We start from the raw sequence: 19,469 nt of genomic DNA, 5'->3' as shown, positions 1-19,469 counted from the left end.
CAGAGCTGCCCCTGGTGGCCGGCTCGCTCTCACCAGATGGCGAGGCCGGCCACCAGCAGTCCGCCGGCCACCAGGTACATGGCACAGGGCCACAAGGTATGGCGCAAAATGTCGGCCTCGCGCCCCGCCAGACCCACGGTGGCGGCGCCGGCAATAATGTTGTGGGGGCAGACAATATTGCCGATGGCCGCGCCAAAGCCTTGTGCTGCCACCATCAGCGCAACAGGGAGCCCGAGTGCCTGGGCCGTCTGCGCCTGAAGTGAAGTGAACAGCACATTCGACGCAGTGGCTGATCCGGTCACAAAACTGCCAAGTGCGCCCACTGCGGGCGCCACCAGCGACCAGCTATGTCCCACGCCGCTTACGGCAGCGTTTTCCAGCGCGGCGATCATGCCCGCGTGCAACATCAGCCGGGACAGGCACAACATTGCCAGCAGAGCCGCGGATACCGGCAGAAGTTGGCGGGCGGCATGCGCGAGCGAAGACCCTACATCTTTGAAGGGCACGTGCTGCAGGCGCGCGCCGATCAGCAAGGCCAACAGCAACAACGTGCCCGGATGAACCAGCGGCTGCATGCTGCCGCCGTAGCCGCCCGCCCATTGCCAGTGCAGCTTCACGCTGGCAAGCAAGCCGCTCACCGGCGGAGCACGCGTGAACAGCACCAGTGCGATGAGCACGCCGTAGGGCCACAAGGCCCGGCCGAGGCCAGGTGCCGGCCCCGGGTTCGCGTGCCCGCGGGTTCGCCAGCGAAGCACAGCGGTGAAAATGGCGCCTCCGGCAAGTGCCCCACCCAGGGTTGCGAGTTCCGGGCCAAGCAACGCGGCCAGTGCAAGGCTGGGCAACAGAAAACTTCCTGCGGCCAGAACCGGCCAGGCGATGGGTAACACCTCGCGCGCCTGATCCGGCTTGTCAGCGTTCACGCCGGTAGCGAGCACCCGCATGAAAAACAGCATCAGCAAACCACCCAGCAACGCGTGCAGCAGCGCGGTGCGCCACGCGATGTCCACCGCATCGAGCCCCGTGAGCGCCACCTGGGCCAGCACCGGCGTCCCCAAAGCACCGAAGGACACGCCCACGGCATGCCCCAGCAAGGCCAGCACGACAGCTTGCACGGCCGGTATGCCCAACCCAACAAGGATAGGCGCCGTCAATGCGACCGGTGTGCCGAACCCCGCCGCACCCTCAAAGAACAGCGCCAGGAACCATCCGACGAGCAGTGCCTGCAGGGATCGCCCGGCGGTCAGTCGGCCGAGGCCGCTGCGTATCGCATCAATGGCGCCGCGTTGCTGCTGATGGTGATGTAGCGCAAGTGCTGGCCACAGAATCCACAGGATGGTCGCAGCCATGAACGCGCCCTCTGCGCCGACGGCGGCAAATTCGCCCGCCAGGCCATGGGCACTCGCGCCACCGAAACCAAAAGCCAAGGGCGCCAGCATGCCAGCCAAAGCCAGCCCGACCAGACCCGCCCGGGCTGCCGACCAACGCCATCCCAGCATCAACCCCAGGATGGCCAGGACGGGCACCGCCGCCAGCAGCACCGCAACCGTCGAGCTTGTTGTCCCGCCGGTCATGGCTTGTTCAGGCCAGGCGTTCGACTGAGACTGGATGGGCCGGGCGCCCTTCCCGCTCGAAGGTGTCCAGGTTGTCCATCGTCGTGCTGGCGATGGCGGCCAGCGCATCTTCGGTGAAGAATGCCTGGTGGCCGGTCACCACGACGTTGGGAAAGGTCAGCAAGCGCGCAAAAATGTCGTCATGCAGCACATCGCCGGACAGGTCCCGAAAAAACAGGTCCGCCTCTTCTTCGTAGACATCCAGGCCAAGGTTTCCCAAAGTGCCCGTCTTGAGGGCGGCAATCACGGCGCGGGTGTCGACCACCGCGCCCCGGCTGGTATTGATCAGCATGGCGCCAGGTTTCATGGCGGCCAGCGCCGCGGCGTCGATAAGATGCCGCGTGGCCGGCGTGAGTGGGCAATGCAGGCTGACGATGTCACTTTGCGCCAGCAGTTCAGGCAGACCAACGTAGCGCACCCCGGACGCCACACAAGCGGGATTCGGATGCGGATCAAAGGCCAGCAGCCGACAGCCGAAGCCGGCCATGATGCCTGCAAAACACGCACCGATCTTGCCCGTGCCAATCACCCCGACCGTCCGGCCATGCAAGTCAAACCCGAGCAGGCCGTCCAGTGCAAAGTTTCCCTCGCGTACCCGGGCATAGGCCCGATGTATCTTGCGATTGAGTGTCAGCACCAGCGCCGCCGTGTGTTCAGCCACCGCGTGAGGCGAATACTCGGGGACCCGGCCAACGGCTATACCCAGCCCCGCCGCGGCGGCAAGGTCCACATGGTTGAAGCCGGCACTGCGTAAAACCACCAGTTGAACACCCAGGCGGTGCAGGGCCTCAAGTACCTGGGCATCGAGCCTGTCATTGACAAAGGCACAGACGGCGTTCGAGCCCTCTGCGCTGGACGCGGTGCTGGCGTCCAGCCGCTGCTCGAGGTAGGTCAGCGTGTGGCGCTGCTCACGGTTCGCCCGATCCAGAAACTGGCGGTCATAGGGTCGGGTACTGAAGACTGCGACGCGCATGAGGGCCTCCCAGAGCTTTGTTCAGGCGATGCTACCGCACCCACCGGCGCGCATTGCGCCAGATCTCCATCCACGGGCTGGGCGCGCTGATGTCCTGGTCCGTCCAGCTCATCTGCACATTGCGAAACACACGTTCGGGGTGCGGCATCATGGCCGTGAAGCGGCCGTCTGGCGTCGTCACGGCGGTCAGTCCGCCGGCGCTGCCATTGGGGTTGGCCGGGTAGGCTTCGGTCGGCTGGCCGTGGTGGTCGGTGAAACGCATCGCGGCAATCACTTTCCCGGCATCGCCGCGGTACGCAAAGTTGGCATAACCCTCGCCATGCGCCACGGCAATCGGCAGGCGGCTGCCAGCCATGCCCTGCAGGAAGAGGCTGGGCGATTCCAGGACTTCGACCTGGCTCAGGCGGGCTTCGAAACGCTCGCTGCGGTTCGTCGTGAAACGTGGCCAGGCTTCGGCGCCCGGAATGATGTCGGCCAGCTCGGCAAACATCTGGCAGCCGTTGCACACGCCCAGGCCAAAGGTGTCGGTGCGTCCGAAAAACGCCTTGAACTGATCCGACAGCGCCGGGTTGAAGGTGATGGAACGGGCCCAGCCTATGCCGGCACCCAGCGTGTCGCCATAACTGAAACCGCCGCAGGCCACCACGCCGGTGAAGTCGGCCAGCTGCGCGCGGCCGGTCTGCAGGTCGGTCATGTGCACGTCACAGGCCTCGAAGCCGGCCTGGGTGAAGGCGTAAGCCATTTCCACATGCGAATTGACGCCCTGCTCGCGCAGCACCGCGACCCGGGGCCGCGACAGGTTCAGCGCCGGCGCTTGCGGCCGCTTGGCCGGGTCGAACGTCAGGTGCACATGCAGGCCGGGATCGGCTGGATCGCCGGCCGCCGCGTGTTCGGCATCGGCACAGGCCGGGTTGTCGCGCTGCTGGTTGATCTTCCAGCTCACGGCGTCCCAGACCTGGTGCAGGTCCTGCAGTTTCGCGCTGAAGACCGCCTTGGTATCGCGCCAGACCAGGATCTCGCCCTTGCCCACCTCGAGCGAGGCATGTTGCGGCCGGGTCTTGCCGATGAAGTGGCTGAATCTGGACAGGCCATGTTCGCGCAGGGTCTGCATCACGGCATTGCGTGCCTCGGTCCGCACCTGGATGACCGCGCCCAGCTCTTCGTTGAACAGCGCCTTGAGCGTGAGCTCTTCCCGGCGCGCGCCGACCTGCGACGCCCAGTTCTTGCTGTCGCCGCTGTCCATGCGGCTGTCGGAAATGCCGTCGCCTTCGACCAGCAGCATGTCGATGTTGAGCGAGACGCCCACATGGCCGGCAAAAGCCATTTCGCAAACCGTGGCCAGCAGGCCGCCGTCGCTGCGGTCGTGGTAGGCCAGCACCTGCCCCTGGGCGCGCAAGGCATTGATGGCGTTGACCAGGTTGACCAGGTCTTGCGGGTCGTCGAGGTCCGGCACGGCGCCGCCTTCGAGCTCGAGCGTCTGCGCGAGGATGGAGCCGCCCATGCGGGCCTGGCCCTTGCCGAGGTCGATCAGGATCAGCGTGCTGTCCGCTTCTTCCGCGTCGAGCTGCGGCGTCAGCGTGCCGCGCACATCGGCCAGCGTCGCAAACGCGCTGACGATCAGCGACACCGGCGAGGTGACTTTCTTGCCGCCCTCGCCGTCGCTCCAGACCGTGCGCATGGACAGCGAATCCTTGCCGACCGGAATCGATACGCCCAGGGCCGGGCAGAGTTCCATGCCGACCGCCTTGACGGTTTCGTAGAGCGCCGCGTCCTGACCGGGCTCGCCGCAGGCCGCCATCCAGTTCGCCGAAAGCTTCACACGCGGAAGTTCGATCGGCGCGGCCAGCAAGTTGGTGATGGCTTCGGCGACCGCCATGCGGCCCGAAGCTGCCGCATTGACGACGGCCAGCGGTGTGCGTTCGCCCATGCTCATGGCTTCGCCGGCAAAACCCTGGTAATCGGCGAGCGTGACCGCACAGTCGGCCACCGGCACCTGCCAGGGCCCGACCATCTGGTCACGGTGCGTCAGCCCGCCCACGGTGCGGTCACCAATCGTGATCAAGAAGCGTTTGGAGGCCACGGTCGGGTGGCTCAGGACGGCGATCACGCTTTTCTGAAGGTCGACGCCGGTCAGGGTTATGGGTTTGATCTCGTTGCGGATCGACTTCACGTCGCGGTGCATCTTGGGCGGTTTGCCCAGCAGCACGTTCATCGGCATGTCGACGGGGATGCCCTCACCCCTGCCCTCTCCCAGAGGGAGAGGGGGCTTTTGAATATCGCTCCCTCGCCCCTCTGGGGAGAGGGCTGGGGTGAGGGGCTCCCCTGCATCCGACACCACCAGTTGCCGTTCTTCGGTGGCCACACCCACCACCGCAAACGGGCAGCGCTCGCGTTCGCAAAAAGCCTGGAACTGCGGCAGCGATTCCGGCGCAATCGCCATCACATAACGTTCCTGGCTCTCGTTGCTCCAGATTTCCTTGGGAGAAAGGCCGCTTTCTTCCAGCGGCACCGCGCGCAAATCGAACCGAGCGCCGCGCCCCGCGTCGTTGACAAGTTCGGGGAAGGCATTGGACAGGCCGCCGGCACCCACGTCGTGGATCGCCAGGATGGGGTTGGCGCTGCCGAGCTGGGCGCACTGGTTGATGACTTCCTGGGCACGCCGCTCGATCTCCGGGTTGCCGCGCTGCACCGAGTCGAAGTCGAGTTGGGCCGCGTTGGCGCCCGAGGCCATAGAGCTGGCGGCGCTGCCACCCATGCCGATGCGCATGCCGGGGCCACCGAGCTGGATCAGCAAGGTGCCGGCCGGGAACAGGATTTTCTTGGTGAGGCCGGCGTCAATCGTGCCGACGCCGCCGGCGATCATGATGGGCTTGTGGTAACCCCAGCGCTGGCCGCCCACGGTTTGTTCGTACTCGCGGAAATAACCGGCCAGGTTGGGCCGGCCGAATTCGTTGTTGAAGGCCGCGCCGCCCAGCGGGCCCTCGGTCATGATCTGCAGCGGGCTGGCGATGTGCTCCGGCTTGCCATAACCCTCATCCTCGCCGTCGAACAGGCGGGACACGGTGAAACCGGTCAGGCCGGCCTTGGGTCTGGAGCCGCGCCCGGTCGCGCCTTCGTCGCGGATTTCACCGCCGGCGCCCGTCGAGGCGCCGGGGAATGGCGAGATCGCCGTCGGGTGGTTGTGCGTCTCCACCTTCATCAGCACATGCATCAGCACGTCGTCCGTGGCGCTATAGGTTTGATAGCTGGTTGCGCCCGTCCCTTCTGGGCTGGAGGCCGATTTGGCATAAAACCTCTGAACGTGGACGCCTTCCATCACCGAGGCGTTGTCCGAATAGGCCACCACCGTGTGCTGCGAGTTGAGCTTTTCGGTGTTGCGGATCATCCCGAACAGGCTTTTGTCCTGGGCCACGCCGTCGATCGTGAAATCGGCGTTGAAAATCTTGTGGCGGCAATGTTCGCTGTTGGCCTGGGCGAACATCATGAGTTCGACGTCGGTCGGGTTGCGCTGCAGCTGGGTGAAGGCGTTCACCAGGTAATCGATTTCGTCCGCAGCCAGCGCCAGGCCGAACTCGCTGTTGGCCGCTTCCAGCGCGGCCTTGCCACCGGCCAGCACGTTGATGGTTTGCAACGGCGCACCTTGCAGCTCGGTGAACAGGCCGGCGGCCTGCGCCCGGTCGGTCATCACGCTTTCCGTCATGCGGTCGTGCAGCACGGCGGCGACCTGCTCGCGCTGGGCATCGGTCAGGGCATTCTTGCTGAAAAAACCGGCTTTGAGGCTGACGCGGTATTCGGTGCATCGTTCGATGCGCTTGATGGCCAGGCCGCAGTTGTGGGCAATGTCGGTGGCCTTGGAGGCCCAGGGCGACACCGTGCCGAACCGCGGCGACACGATGAACAGCAGGCCGTCCGCATCGGCCGGCGCCGCCGGTTCGCCGTAGCTGAGCAGCGCGGCCAGGCGGGCCTTGAGTTCCTCGCCCGGCGGGCTGTCGGTCGCCACCAGATGCACAAATCGGGCGCTGATGCCGCTGATGGCGGGCGCGATGGCTTGCAGGCGGGGAAGCAGTTGCTGGACGCGGAAGTCGCTCAGGGCGCTGATACCGTGGGCGTCGCCCTCGAGAGTCGTCAGATGCAGGGTCACGGTGGCGGTGGCCTTGTAGTGGGAGGTGGGCAGCTCACAAGCTGTTTTGGGGTTTAACACCGCCTGCAGGCGCAGAAGGCTGGGGGAGTCGCGTTAACCCGCCATTTTATCAGTGAGTCGGTGCCGGGCCGCGTCCGGCCGGGCCTGCCAAAGACCGGGCAAAGAGGGGTGCCATGCAGTGCCGGTGTGGCAGTGGGATAATCTTCCCATGAGTATTACGTACAAAGACGCAGCAGGCATCGAGGGGATGCGGGTCGCCTGCAAGCTGGCTTCCGAGGTGCTGGACTACCTCACGCCCTTCGTGAAGGCCGGTGTCACCACCCGGGAAATCGACAAACTCGCCAACGACTACATGGTCAACGTGCAGGGCACCGTGTCTGCCACGCTGGGTTATCAGCCACCCGGTTACCCGCCCTACCCGGCTTCGCTGTGCACCTCGCTGAACCACGTGGTCTGCCACGGCATTCCCAACGACAAGCCCTTGCGCAAAGGCGACATCATGAACATCGATGTCACCGTGATCACCAGGGAAGGCTGGTTCGGCGACAACAGCCGCATGTACATGATCGGCGACGTGTCGATTGCGGCCAGGCGCCTGTGCAGGGTCACCTACGAGGCGATGTGGCACGGCATCATGCGTGTCAAACCCGGTGCCAGGCTGGGTGACATCGGGCATGCGATCCAGACCTTCGCTGAAAAACAGGGCTTCACCATCGTGCGCGAGTTCTGCGGCCACGGCATTGGCCAGCGTTTTCACGAAGATCCGCAGGTGTTGCATTACGGCCGTCCCGGCACGCTCGAAGAGCTCAAGCCCGGCATGACCTTCACGATCGAGCCCATGATCAACGCCGGCAAGCGCGACATCAAGGACGGCCCTGAAAAAGACGGCTGGACCATCGTCACGCGCGACCACTCGCTGTCGGCGCAGTGGGAGCACACGATCCTGGTGACCGATACCGGTTATGAAGTGCTGACGCTGTCGGCCGGCAGTCCGGCCATCCCGGACTTTGTGCCACAGCCGGCGCCGCAGGCGGCCACGGCCAAGGCCGAGACCTCCTCGACCGCCGATTCGGCCGCCTGAGCCGGCTGCGCCCCGCGCCGTCCCGCGCCCACAGCGCCTGCCGCCCATGCTTTCCGCGCTGCCGCCCGCTTCGTCGCCCACCACCGAGACGGCCCGGTTGCGTGAGCACTACCGGGCCGGCAAAAATGCGCTGCTGACCTCGCTGGCCGGCAGCGGCGCGTCCACGCGCGGCATCCGCAGCCTGCTGCGCAAGCTGGCCCGGCACACCGACGACACCTTGCGCCAGCTCTGGCTGCGCGCCGGATTCCCGGCCGGCTACGGCCTGGTGGCGGTCGGCGGGTTTGGCCGGGGTGAGCTGTTTCCGCATTCCGACGTCGACGTCCTGCTGCTGCTGCCCGACGACGCCCGGGTGGACAGCGATGCGGCGCTGAAGACCCGGATCGAGCACTTCATCGGCAGCTGCTGGGACACCGGCCTGGAGATCGGCTCCAGCGTGCGCACGGTCGGCGACTGTGTCGAGGAAGCCGCCAAGGACGTGACGGTGCAGACCTCGCTGCTCGAAGCGCGCCTGCTGGCGGGCTCCAGAACGATGTTTGCCGCCCTGCTGACGCAACTCGAGGAGGTGCTGGATCCGCGGGCCTTTTTCGTGGCCAAGACGCTGGAGCAGCGCCAGCGCCACAACAAGTTTGAAGACACGCCCTACTCCCTGGAGCCCAACTGCAAGGAGTCGCCGGGCGGCCTGCGCGACCTGCAGGTCATCCTCTGGGTGGCGCGCGCGGCCGGGCTGGGCAAATCCTGGGACGACCTGGCGCAGAGCGGGCTGGCCACGGCCTTCGAGGTCCGCCAGATCAAGGCCAACGAAGCCCTGCTGAGCCTGATACGCGCCCGCCTGCACCTGCTGGCCGGCCGGCGCGAGGACCGCCTGGTGTTCGACCTGCAGACCGTGGTGGCCGAGTCCTTCGGTTATGCGACGCTGACCCACAGCGACACCGGGCGCGTGGTCTCGCGCGCCAGCGAAGCGCTGATGAAGCGCTTTTACTGGACCGCCAAGGCGGTGACCCAGCTCAACCAGATCCTGTTGCTCAACATCGAGGAGCGGCTCCATCCCAGCGGGCAGGCGCCACAGCCGATCAACGAACGTTTCCTGAACAAGGCCGGCATGATCGAGGTGGCCAGCGACGACCTCTACCTGGCCAACCCGCACGCCATCCTCGAGACCTTTCTGGTTTACCAGACCACGGTGGGCGTCAAGGGCCTGTCGGCCCGCACCCTGCGCGCGCTGTACAACGCACGCGGCGTGATGGACGCGCGCTTCAGGCGCGACCCGGTCAACCGCGACACTTTCCGGCAGATCATGCAGCAGCCCACGGGCATCACCCATGCGATGCGCCTCATGAACCAGACCTCGGTGCTGGGCCGCTACCTGTGGGTGTTCCGCCAGATCGTCGGGCAGATGCAGCACGACCTGTTCCACGTCTACACGGTGGACCAGCACATCCTGATGGTGCTGCGCAATGTGCGGCGCTTTTTCATGGCCGAACACGCGCATGAATACCCGGCGTGTTCGCAGCTGGCCGCCGGCTGGGACAAGCCCTGGATCCTGTACGTCGCCGCCCTCTTTCATGACATTGCCAAGGGCCGTGGCGGCGACCATTCCGAGCTCGGCCGCAGGGACGTGCGGGTGTTTTGCCGCCAGCACGGCATCGCCGCCGAAGACGCGAAGCTGATCGAGTTCCTGGTCGGCGAACACCTGACCATGAGCCGTATTGCCCAGAAGGAAGACCTGAGCGATCCGCAGGTCATTGCCGGGTTTGCCCAACGCGTCGGCAACGAGCGTTACCTCACCGCGCTTTACCTGCTCACGGTGGCCGACATCCGCGGCACCAGCCCCAAGGTGTGGAATGCCTGGAAAGGCAAGCTGCTCGAAGACCTCTACCGCTACACGCTGCGCGTGCTCGGCGGGCGCGCGCCCGATGCGGACGCCGAGGTCGAGGCCCGCAAACGCGAGGCCCTGACCATCCTCGCCCTGCATGCCGAACCCTTCGAGGCGCACAAGGCCTTGTGGGACTCGCTGGACGTCAGCTACTTCATGCGCCACGAGGCCGGCGACATCGCCTGGCATGCGCGCCACCTGTCACGCCACGTGGGCACGGCCAAATGTATTGTGCGGGCGCGCCGCTCGGCCGCCGGCGAAGGCCTGCAGGTGCTGGTGTACACGCCTGACGCGCCCGACCTGTTTGCCCGCATCTGCGGTTATTTCGAGGAAGCCGGTTTCAGCATCCTGGACGCCAAGGTCCACACCGCCAAGCCCGCCAAAGGCTCACCCGGTTATGCGCTGGACACCTTCCAGGTGGTCAGCCCGACCCTGGCCGACCACTACCGGGAACTCGTGGCCATGGTCGAAGCCGACTTGGACCGGGCGATTGAAGAAAACGGCCCGCTGCCGCCGCCGGGCAAAGGCCGGGTGTCGCGCCGCGTCAAGAGTTTCCCGATCACCCCGCGCGTGGACCTGCGGCCCGACGAAAAAGCCCAGCGCTGGTTGCTCAGCGTCTCGGCCAGCGATCGCGTGGGCCTGCTGTATTCGATCGCCCGCGTGCTGGCCCGCCACCGCATCAACCTGCAACTGGCCAAGGTCACCACCCTGGGCGAACGCGTGGAAGACACCTTCCTGATCGACGGGCCGGAGCTGCAGCACAACAAGGCGCAGATCGCCATCGAGACCGAACTGCTCGAAGCCCTCGGGGCCTGAGCGCACCAGCCGCAACAGGCCGGGATCGGCCGGTCCATCCGGGCGCTCACCGAAGAATGATGTTTACTTATTTAAATCAATAAGTTAAGCGGTGTTCTTCATGTTACACATGATCACTGTTTGAGGCTTGTGATGGGCTGCCAGAAGCAGACAATGAACGAACTGCGGATCGGCAACCAGGAAGCCATGGTGGCCGGTCCGGCACCCGGACATTTCACCCAAGGAGCTTGCCATGCATGCCCAGACACAAACCCTGTTGACCCGTGAGCAGCAGTTGCACGCCTCGGGCGAATGCGACGACGACGGCCGGCCCCTGGCCCGTCAGGTCTTTTTTGAACCCGACAACTGGCTGGTGCCAGAGAGTTATGACGACCTGCTGGCCGCCCATGCGGCTTGGCTGGCCGACCGGCCCGAGCAGCGGGTGCTGGTCTCCGGCCACAGCTGCGGCACCGGCAGCCACCGCTTTTTCTGGTTGATGGGCGACCGCCGTGCCATGGCCGTGCGTTCAGCGCTGGTCAAGGCCGGCGCCAGGCTCAAGCAGGTGCTGATCCAGAGCCGGGGCGCGGCCCGGCCGCTGATCGAGCTGGCCGGTGAAGAGGTCGCGCGGTACCGCCGCCGCGTCACGCTGGACTACCTGGACGCCCGGGTAGCGACCACGCCGCCGGTGCCGCCCGAAGGTTCAGCCGCCTGGTGGCGCTCGGTGTTCGGCTCCGGCGGCAAGGCGCGCCTGCCGGCCGACCGCCCGGGGTCACAGGCCGGCTGAAACCCCTGGCGGGATGACTCAATCGTCTTCAGGCGCATCCAGGCCGGGGAACAGCACCTCGGTGTAACCGAACTGCGTGAAGTCCCGGATGCGCATCGGGTACAACACCCCCATCAGGTGGTCACATTCATGCTGCACCACACGTGCGTGAAAGCCGTCCACCGTCCGGTCCATCGGATCGCCATAGGGATCGAAGCCGGTGTAGCGAATGCTTGCGAAGCGTGGCACCATGCCGCGCAGGCCGGGCACCGAAAGACAACCTTCCCAGCCGTTTTCCTCGTCGTCCGACAAGGGCGTGATGACCGGGTTGAGCAGCACGGTGCGCGGCACCAGCGGCGCATCGGGGTAACGCGGGTTCACCGCATCCGTGCCGAAAATCACCAGCTGCAGGTCCACGCCGATCTGCGGCGCGGCCAGGCCGGCCCCGTTGACGGCACGCATGGTCTCGAACATGTCGGCCACCAGCAGGTGCAGTTCATCGGTGTCGAAGCCGGTCACGGGCTGGGCTATCCGCAGGAGGCGCGGGTCACCCATTTTGAGAATGTCGCGTACGGTCATGGAAATCCTGTGTGCTCTGTCGTCAAACCATCGAGCATACAGAAACAGAAAGAAGGTGGGACGGTCCTGTGACCTGCGGCACGGCAAAATGGGGCATGTCCGAGCCCTCCTTCCGCCCGCCTGCCCTTCCCGCCGGGCCCGTCACCCCGCTTCCCCTGGTGACGCGCTGGGCGCTGCTTGCTTTGGCGCTGGTGAGCCTGGCCCTGGGTGTGATTGGCATCTTTGTGCCGGTGTTGCCGACGGTGCCCTTCGTACTGCTGTCGGCCTGGGCCGCCGCCCGCAGCTCGCCGCGCCTGCTGGCCTGGCTGGAAAGCCATACCTCTTTCGGGCCCATGCTGGTCGAGTGGCGCCGCGGCGGTGTGGTGCGCCGGCGCGCCAAATGGATGGCCACGGTGGTCATGGGCGCGAGCGCCGCCATCATGCTGTTGGTGGTGCCGCACCGCTGGGTGGCCGTGCTTGCCATCGGCTGCATGGCGGGTGTGCTGGCCTGGCTGTGGCGCCGGCCCGAACACCTCGCCGACGAAGCCACGCAGCCACAGGCGTAAACGCCGTCAGGCGGGGGGATCCGCCAGCATCGCCAGCAGGGCTGCTTCGTCGATGATGGCCACCCCCAGCTCCTGCGCCTTGGTCAGCTTGCTGCCTGCTTCCGTGCCAGCGACCACAAAATCGGTTTTTTTGCTGACCGAGCCCGCCACCTTGCCGCCCGCAGCTTCCACCCTGTCCTTGGCCTCGTCGCGGCTCAGCGAGGGCAGCGTGCCGGTGATGACAAAAGTCTTGCCCGACAGCGGCTGTGGCGCGCGCGCCGCCGGTTCGCCTTCCGGCCAGGTGACGCCGCAGGCGCGCAGCTGCTCGACCACCTCGCGGTTGTGCGGCTGGTCGAAGAAAGTACGTAGGCTCTGGGCGACGATGGGGCCGACATCGCTGACCTCGAGCAATTGCTCTTCCGTTGCATCCATGATCGCGTCGAGCTTGCCGAAATGGCGCGCCAGCTCCTTGGCCGTGGCTTCGCCGACATGGCGGATGCCCAGGCCGAACAGGAAACGCGGCAAGGTGGTCTGCTTGGATTTTTCGAGGGCCGCGAGCAGGTTGTTGGCGGATTTGTCGGCCATGCGCTCCAGGCCGGCCAGCGCCGTCAGGCCCAGGCGGTACAGGTCTGGCAGGGTGCGGACCACGCCGGCGTCGACCAGCTGCTCGACCAGCTTGTCGCCCAGGCCCTCGATCTCGACCGCGCGGCGGTGCGCGTAATGCAGGATGGCCTCCTTGCGCTGCGCGCCGCAGAACAAGCCGCCGGTGCAGCGGTAGTCGGCTTCGCCGTCTTCCCGCACGGCGTCCGAGCCGCACACCGGGCAGGTGCGCGGCATGGTGAAAACCGGACCCCGTTCGGGTTGAGCCTGTCGAAGCCCTTCGACAGGCTCAGGGAAAACGGATGGAAGAACAACACTGACCACCTCGGGAATCACGTCGCCGGCGCGGCGCACGATCACCGTGTCGCCGATGCGCACGTCCTTGCGCCTGGCTTCGTCCTCGTTGTGCAGCGTCGCGTTGGTCACGGTCACGCCGCCGACAAACACCGGCGCCAGCTTGGCCACCGGCGTGAGTTTGCCGGTGCGGCCGACCTGCACGTCAATCGCCAGCACCGTGGTCATCTGCTCCTGGGCGGGGTATTTGTGCGCCACGGCCCAACGCGGCTCGCGCGTCACGAACCCGAGCTTTTTCTGCAGCGCCAGGCTGTTGACCTTGTAGACCACGCCGTCGATGTCATAGGGCAGCTGGTCGCGCTCGCGGCCCATCTTCTCGTGGAACGCTATCAATTCAGAAGCGCCTTGCGCAGTCTGCGTCTGGGCTGCGACCGGAAAACCCCATGATTTGAGGGTCAGCAGCAACTGGAAGTGGGTGTCGAAGTCCGGCCCGCCTTCTTCCGGCGGCGTGACTTCCCCGACGCCGTAGGCAAAAAAGCTCAGGGGGCGCTGCGCGGCGATCGCCGGGTCGAGCTGGCGCACCGCGCCGGCCGCGGCATTGCGCGGGTTCACAAAGGTTTTTTCGCCCTTCGCACCTTTTGCAATTTTTTCGCGCTGCCTTTCATTGAGCGATTCGAACTGGTCGCGGCGCATGTAGACCTCGCCGCGCACTTCCAGCACCCTGGGCGCGTCTTCAGGAAGCCGCAGAGGAATCTGCCGGATGGTGCGGATGTTCTGCGTCACGTCCTCGCCGGTTTCACCATCACCGCGCGTGGCCGCCTGCACCAGCACGCCCTGTTCGTAACGCAGGTTGATCGCCAGGCCGTCGAACTTGAGTTCGACCACGTATTCCACCGGTGCATCACCCTCCCCGAGTCCGAGCTCCTTGCGCACGCGCACATCGAAATTTTTCGCACCCGTCGCCTCGGTGTCGGTTTCGGTGCGGATGCTCAGCATGGGCACGGCATGGCGCACGCTGGCGAACTGGTCCAGCGGCCGGCCACCGACCCGCCGGGTCGGCGAATCCGGGCTGGCCAGTTCGGGGTGCAGCGCTTCCAGCGCCTGCAGCTCCAGGAACAGCCGGTCGTATTCGGCGTCCGGAATGGCCGGCTCATCGAGCACGTAGTAGCGGTGCGCGTGTTCGTCGAGCTGGGCCCGCAAGGCCGCGGCGCGTTCGGCGGGCGTCGGCGTTTTCCGCGGCTCGGGCGGCGCAAACATGTCAGGGGTGACCATGGGAAGAAAATTCAGGAGAACAGGCGCCGGCCCAGAGCCGAGCCGGCCGGCATGTCGCGGCCTTCCAGTGTGTCGTAGAGCTGCTCCAGGTCGGCGTGGATGACTTCCATGGCCTCGGGCCGGATAGGCTGGCCCTGGTCGTCGATGATCACGCCGTCCATGCTGGCGGCCAGCGTGATCGCGGCTTCGCACATGCGCACAAACGGTTGTTCGGAACGCAGCACCTGCGGCACGTCCAGCGACAGCGTCAGCTCGCGCAAGGCGGTCTGCTCGGGGTCCTCGGCCATGGCCGCCTGCGTGTCGAAGGCCAGCCCCAGGATGGGCGCATGGCCGGACTCGCTGGCCGGCAGCACCATGCGGCCCGGGATGGAGCCGGTGACAAAGCCGAGCTTGGCGGCGCTCTGGTGCACATAACCGGGGCTCCAGGCGGTGTTCTTCGCGCGCAGCGTGAAGCTCAGCTGCGCATCATGAGCGCTGGCAAAGGTGTCCAGTTCACGTGCCCGGGCGACCTCGTCGAGCATGTCGGGAAACTCGGGCTGGCCGTCAATCGCGTCGGCAAAGGCCTGCGCCTTGATGACAAATTCCGAAAACTCGATCTGGTTCAGCGCGCCCGTTCGGTTGGCCAGCTGCACGCCGGCCTGGAAGGCGCTGTAGCGCTGGCCCGCGAACGGGGTTTCCCAGGCCCCGGTGGCGACATTCAGGCCTTCCACTGCAAACGGCTTGCTGCCGGCGCGGCGCGTGGCAGGCATGGCTGCCAGGGCGGCCTCGCCCGAGACCGGCGCGTCCACCAACATCGGCGCAATGACGTCGATCAGCGCATCGAGCCCGGGTTTTTTCTCTGGCGCGGTCAGGGCGGTCAGCGCGTCCAAGCCGGAGTCGCGGTCAAAACCGGGCTCCCGGCGCTCTGGTTCGGTGTCAAAGGAAGGCTCGCCGACCGGCTCCACGGCCGGGGTGGCCGCCGGGTCGGGCGTGGCGCGCCGCGGCAGGTTTTTGCGGGCGGACCAGGTGCTGTGGGCCACCACGATCGCAAGAATCAAACCGCCAAGTATGGCCAAACTGATCTGGAGTGTGCTCATCGGGCCCCCACGGTCGTTCGCTTCGCGTAACTCCCTGCCCCCCGGGGGGGCCGCTGCGCCTGCGGCCCGGCGAAGCCGGTTCCGCGGCCCCTGCTTGACTGGGAAACCCTCGGTATGCGCGCTTTACAGACATTCGTCATGCAGCCTCCGCGAAACCGAGCGCCGCTTCCATGTCCACGGCAACAATGCGCGAGACGCCCTGCTCCTGCATGGTGACGCCGATCAGCTGTTCGGCCATTTCCATGGCGATCTTGTTGTGGCTGATGAAGAGGAACTGGGTTTCCTTGCTCATGCTGGCCACCAGCTTGGCATAACGCTCGGTGTTGGCATCGTCCAGCGGCGCGTCCACCTCGTCGAGCAGGCAGAACGGTGCGGGATTGAGCTGGAAGATCGCAAACACCAGCGCAATCGCGGTCAGGGCCTTTTCGCCGCCTGACAGCAAATGGATGGTCTGGTTTTTCTTGCCCGGCGGCTGGGCCAGCACCTGCACGCCGGCATCGAGGATTTCCTCGCCGGTCATCATCAGCTTGGCGTTGCCGCCTCCGAACAGGCGCGGGAACATCTCGCCGAAATGGCGATTCACCGTCTCGAAGGTGCTCGACAGCAGGTCGCGCGTTTCGGCGTCGATCTTCTTGATCGCATCTTCCAGCGTCGTCATGGCTTCGTTCAGGTCGGCCGACTGCGCGTCGAGGAACTGCTTGCGTTCGCGGGCGCTGCTGAGTTCGTCCAGCGCGGCCAGGTTCACGGCGCCCAGGGACTGGATCTCGCGGTTGATGCGGTCGATCTCGCCCTGCAGGCCGGTCAGGCGCACATTGCCGGTCTGGATGGACAACTCGACGGCGGTGATATCGGCCTGTGCGTCCTCCAGCAGTTGCGCGTATTGCTCAAAGCCCAGGCGTGCGGCCTGCTCCTTGAGCTGGAATTCGGTGATGCGCTGGCGCAGCGGCTCGAGTTCCCGCTCCAGCTGCAGGCGGCGCTCGTCGCTGGCCCGCAGCTTGGTGGTCAGGTCGTCGTACTGGCTGCGCTTGGCACCCAGGTCAGCCTCGCGCTCGAGCTTGACGTTGAGCGCATCCTGCAGCCCGGCCTGTGCTGCGGCATCCGTCAGGCGCGAGAGTTCCTCTTTGGCGCGTTCTTCATCCCCGGCAATCGACGCGGCCTGCTGCGCGGCGATGGCCATGGAGCGCGTCAGTTCGTCGCGGCGCGAGGCCAGGCTGCGCAGCGCAAATTGCGCTTCCTGCGACTGGCGTTCCAGCGCGCGCTGCTGCTCGCGTGATTCGTTGAGTTTGCGCTCGGCCTCGATGACGCGGTCGTCGAGCTGGGCGTGGCGCTCCTGGCTGTCGGCCAGCTGCATGTCCAGCTCTTCAAAGCGCCCTTCGGCCGTTACCCGGCGCTCCTGCAGCTCGTTCATCTGCGCGTCGATTTCCGCGAGGTCGCCGGCAATCTGTTCGCTGCGCGCCCGGGTCTGTTCAGCCAGCTGCGTCAGGCGCAGCACCTCGACCTGCAGCTCATGGGTGCGGCTCTGGCCTTCGGCGGTCTCGCGGCGCGCCGTGGCCAGGCGCTGGGCCGCATCGGCATAAGCCGCTTCGGCGCGAATCAATGCGCTGCGTGCCTCGTCGCTGATCAGGGCCTGGGCGCGCAGCTGTTTTTCGAGGTTTTCGATTTCCTGCGCGCGGGCCAGCAGGCCGGCCTGCTCGGAATCCTGGGCGTAAAAACTCACGCTGTGCAGCGTGACCGCGTGGCCGCTTTTCACGTAAATGACTTCACCCGCCTGCAGCTTCTGGCGCGCCGCCAGGGCTTCGTCGAGGCTGGTCGCGGTCAGGCAGCCGTGCAGCCAGTCGCCCAGCAGCGCCGTCTGGCCGGCATCGCCCAGACGCAGCAGATCGGCCAGGGGTTTGAGGCCGCTTGCGGAAGCGCTAGCCGGTGCGGCGGCCGTTGGCGGCGAATAAAACGAGAGTTTGGCCGGCGGTGTGTCGCGCCCGTCCGTGCCGGCAAAACCACGCACCATGTCCAGGCGCGAAACTTCGAGTGCGCCAAGCCGCTCGCGCAGCGCGGCTTCGAGGGCATTTTCCCAGCCCTGCTCGATATGGATGCGGCTCCACAGGCCCTGCAGACCGTCCAGGCCATGTTTGGCCAGCCAGGGTTTGAGCTTGCCATCGGTCTTGACTTTTTCCTGCAGCGCCTTGAGCGCTTCCATGCGCGCGGACAGCTCGGCCTGTTTCGCCGATTCGGTGTTGACGGCCTGCTGTTTGGCACGCCGGTCTTCGTCGAGCTGGGGCACGCTGTCGGTCAGTTCGTGCAGGCGGGCCTCGGCTTCGTCCTGCGCTTCCCTGGCTGCGGCGAACTGGGTGTTCAGGTTGAGGAGGCGGGCTTCGTCGGGCGCGTTGAGTGCGTTTTTGTCGGCCGTCAGGCGCTCGTGGCGCAGGCTCAGGGTGCGCGACTGTTCCTCGATGTTGCGCTGGTCGGCGGCCAGCACCTGGATCTGCTGCTGCACCTGGCCCACGCTGCTGCGCTGCTCATTGGCTTTGGATTGCGCGGCGCGCAGCGCTTCTTCGAGGGCGGGCAACTGGCCGGCCTGGTCTTCGCTCTGCGCGGCCAGCAGCTCGGCCTGCTCTTCGGCCTGAATCGCCCGCTCGGTCAGGGTTTCGGTTTCCAGCGCGGCCTCTTCCTTGCGCGCGGCCCACTGGCTGGTTTGTTCCTTGAGTTGCGCCAGGCGCTGCTCGACGCGTTGCCGGCCTTCGACCACAAAACGGATTTCGGCCTCGAGCCGGCCGACTTCGGCGCTGGCTTCGTACAGCTTGCCCTGGGCCTGATTCACGTGGTCGCCGGCGGCGTAATGCGCCTGGCGGATGGTTTCCAGGTCGGCTTCGATATGGCGCAGGTCGGCGATGCGGCTTTCGAGATCGTTGACCGACTTGGCGGCGTCGGCCTTGACCTTGGCCTGGTCGGCTTCGCTTTCGGCGCGTTTGAGGAACCAGAGCTGATGCTGCTTGAGCGTGGCGTCGGCGTGCAGCGTGTTGTAGCGCAGCGCAACCTCGGCCTGCTTCTCGAGTTTTTCGAGGTTGGCATTGAGCTCGCGCAGGATGTCTTCGACACGGGTCAGGTTTTCGCGCGTGTCGCTCAGGCGGTTGGCGGTTTCGCGCCGGCGTTCCTTGTACTTGGACACGCCGGCCGCTTCTTCGAGGAACAGGCGCAGCTCTTCAGGCTTGGACTCGATGATGCGGCTGATCGTGCCCTGGCCGATGATGGCGTAGGCGCGTGGGCCCAGGCCGGTGCCGAGGAACACGTCCTGCACGTCGCGCCGGCGCACCGGCTGGTTGTTCAGGTAGTAGCTGGAGGTGCCGTCACGCGTGAGCACGCGCTTGACGGCAATTTCGGCAAACTGGCCCCACTGGCCGCCGGCACGGTGGTCGGCATTGTCGAACACCAGCTCGACGCTGGAGCGGCTGGCCGGCTTGCGCAGGTTGGTGCCGTTGAAAATCACGTCCTGCATGGATTCACCGCGCAGCTCGCTGGCCTTGCTCTCGCCGAGCACCCAGCGCACAGCATCCATGATGTTGGACTTGCCGCAGCCGTTGGGGCCGACCACGCCGATCAGTTGGCCCGGCAGCACGAAATTGGTCGGCTCCGCGAACGATTTGAAGCCGGATAACTTGATTGAATTGAGACGCACGGCGGACCCTGTTTTTTTCCTGGCGCTGGGAGACCTTTGAAGCTAAGCAGTTGATTTGTATGGCATTTTTCTGGAATGCCCGGCTTGCTTCAGGCAATGCACAGCCCGCAATGTTACCCGAGCCCGACACCCAAGCCGCTGTAAAAAATGGTGACCGGCGCCATGCGGGCCAAGGGGGTGGTGGCGGCGCACCCTCTCGTGGCCGGCTCCCGCCTGAA

General features: G+C 66.0%; 11 protein-coding genes. 4 read left to right on the top strand and 7 right to left on the bottom strand.

Annotated features, from left to right (window positions below; all coding sequences use genetic code 11):
• Positions 1 to 29 precede the first annotated feature (29 nt).
• Genes PSV40_RS02515 through purL form a run of 3 tightly spaced genes read right to left on the bottom strand, consistent with a single transcriptional unit; the run spans position 30 to position 6,724 of the window.
• Positions 30 to 1,571, bottom strand: coding sequence for an L-lactate permease (locus PSV40_RS02515; RefSeq protein ID WP_300533741.1), 1,542 nt, complete (start codon positions 1,569 to 1,571; stop codon positions 30 to 32).
• 7 nt (positions 1,572 to 1,578) lie between these two features.
• Positions 1,579 to 2,583, bottom strand: a complete 1,005-nt coding sequence (locus PSV40_RS02510; RefSeq protein WP_300533739.1) for a 2-hydroxyacid dehydrogenase — start codon at positions 2,581 to 2,583, stop codon at positions 1,579 to 1,581.
• A gap of 31 nt (positions 2,584 to 2,614) precedes the next feature.
• Entirely contained in the window at positions 2,615 to 6,724 is a 4,110-nt protein-coding gene (purL, locus tag PSV40_RS02505; protein WP_300533736.1) for a phosphoribosylformylglycinamidine synthase, read from the bottom strand.
• 208 nt (positions 6,725 to 6,932) lie between these two features.
• On the opposite strand from purL, the gene map reads away from it, so the two are divergent.
• The 3 genes from map to PSV40_RS02490 all read left to right on the top strand — a co-directional run bounded on the left by map (position 6,933) and on the right by PSV40_RS02490 (position 11,257).
• Positions 6,933 to 7,805 (top strand): type I methionyl aminopeptidase, encoded by an 873-nt coding sequence (gene map, locus PSV40_RS02500; RefSeq protein ID WP_300533733.1) that lies wholly within the window; start codon positions 6,933 to 6,935, stop codon positions 7,803 to 7,805.
• Positions 7,806 to 7,851: 46 nt separating this feature from the next.
• Positions 7,852 to 10,494, top strand: coding sequence for a [protein-PII] uridylyltransferase (locus PSV40_RS02495; RefSeq protein ID WP_300533730.1), 2,643 nt, complete (start codon positions 7,852 to 7,854; stop codon positions 10,492 to 10,494).
• 232 nt (positions 10,495 to 10,726) lie between these two features.
• Positions 10,727 to 11,257: an OmpA family protein gene (locus PSV40_RS02490; RefSeq protein ID WP_300533727.1), complete on the top strand. Its 531-nt coding sequence runs from the start codon at positions 10,727 to 10,729 to the stop codon at positions 11,255 to 11,257.
• 18 nt (positions 11,258 to 11,275) lie between these two features.
• Here PSV40_RS02490 and def read toward each other — a convergent pair whose 3' ends face one another.
• Positions 11,276 to 11,815, bottom strand: coding sequence for a peptide deformylase (gene def / locus PSV40_RS02485; protein ID WP_300533724.1), 540 nt, complete (start codon positions 11,813 to 11,815; stop codon positions 11,276 to 11,278).
• Positions 11,816 to 11,910: 95 nt separating this feature from the next.
• On the opposite strand from def, the gene PSV40_RS02480 reads away from it, so the two are divergent.
• A complete protein-coding gene (locus PSV40_RS02480; protein ID WP_300533722.1) occupies positions 11,911 to 12,360 on the top strand; it encodes a YbaN family protein in 450 nt (149 codons plus the stop codon).
• 6 nt (positions 12,361 to 12,366) lie between these two features.
• On the opposite strand, the gene ligA is transcribed toward PSV40_RS02480, so the two are convergent.
• From ligA to smc, 3 genes are all read right to left on the bottom strand, one after another.
• Positions 12,367 to 14,505 carry an NAD-dependent DNA ligase LigA gene (ligA, locus tag PSV40_RS02475; RefSeq protein ID WP_300533719.1) on the bottom strand — a complete coding sequence of 713 codons (2,139 nt, stop codon included), beginning with the start codon at positions 14,503 to 14,505 and terminating at the stop codon, positions 12,367 to 12,369.
• 11 nt (positions 14,506 to 14,516) lie between these two features.
• Positions 14,517 to 15,581 (bottom strand): cell division protein ZipA C-terminal FtsZ-binding domain-containing protein, encoded by a 1,065-nt coding sequence (locus tag PSV40_RS02470; RefSeq protein ID WP_300533716.1) that lies wholly within the window; start codon positions 15,579 to 15,581, stop codon positions 14,517 to 14,519.
• Between the two features lie 136 nt (positions 15,582 to 15,717).
• On the bottom strand, positions 15,718 to 19,251 hold the full coding sequence (smc, locus tag PSV40_RS02465) for a chromosome segregation protein SMC (RefSeq protein ID WP_300533714.1): 3,534 nt from the start codon (positions 19,249 to 19,251) through the stop codon (positions 15,718 to 15,720).
• Positions 19,252 to 19,469: the final 218 nt, after the last annotated feature.

The organism is Polaromonas sp., from assembly GCF_029945925.1.
Classification (GTDB): Bacteria; Pseudomonadota; Gammaproteobacteria; order Burkholderiales; family Burkholderiaceae_C; genus Polaromonas.
Note: the sequence above shows the minus strand (reverse complement) of the source record. Positions and strands in the feature narration are given on the sequence as shown.

Excerpts from the sequence above, each read along its gene's own strand:
- PSV40_RS02515 (WP_300533741.1), bottom strand. The coding sequence starts at position 1,571 with ATGACCGGCGGGACAACAAGCTCGACGGTTGCGGTGCTGCTGGCGGCG.
- PSV40_RS02510 (WP_300533739.1), bottom strand. The coding sequence starts at position 2,583 with ATGCGCGTCGCAGTCTTCAGTACCCGACCCTATGACCGCCAGTTTCTG.
- map (WP_300533733.1), top strand. The coding sequence starts at position 6,933 with ATGAGTATTACGTACAAAGACGCAGCAGGCATCGAGGGGATGCGGGTC.
- PSV40_RS02495 (WP_300533730.1), top strand. The coding sequence starts at position 7,852 with ATGCTTTCCGCGCTGCCGCCCGCTTCGTCGCCCACCACCGAGACGGCC.
- PSV40_RS02490 (WP_300533727.1), top strand. The coding sequence starts at position 10,727 with ATGCATGCCCAGACACAAACCCTGTTGACCCGTGAGCAGCAGTTGCAC.
- def (WP_300533724.1), bottom strand. The coding sequence starts at position 11,815 with ATGACCGTACGCGACATTCTCAAAATGGGTGACCCGCGCCTCCTGCGG.
- PSV40_RS02480 (WP_300533722.1), top strand. The coding sequence starts at position 11,911 with ATGTCCGAGCCCTCCTTCCGCCCGCCTGCCCTTCCCGCCGGGCCCGTC.
- ligA (WP_300533719.1), bottom strand. The coding sequence starts at position 14,505 with ATGGTCACCCCTGACATGTTTGCGCCGCCCGAGCCGCGGAAAACGCCG.
- PSV40_RS02470 (WP_300533716.1), bottom strand. The coding sequence starts at position 15,581 with ATGAGCACACTCCAGATCAGTTTGGCCATACTTGGCGGTTTGATTCTT.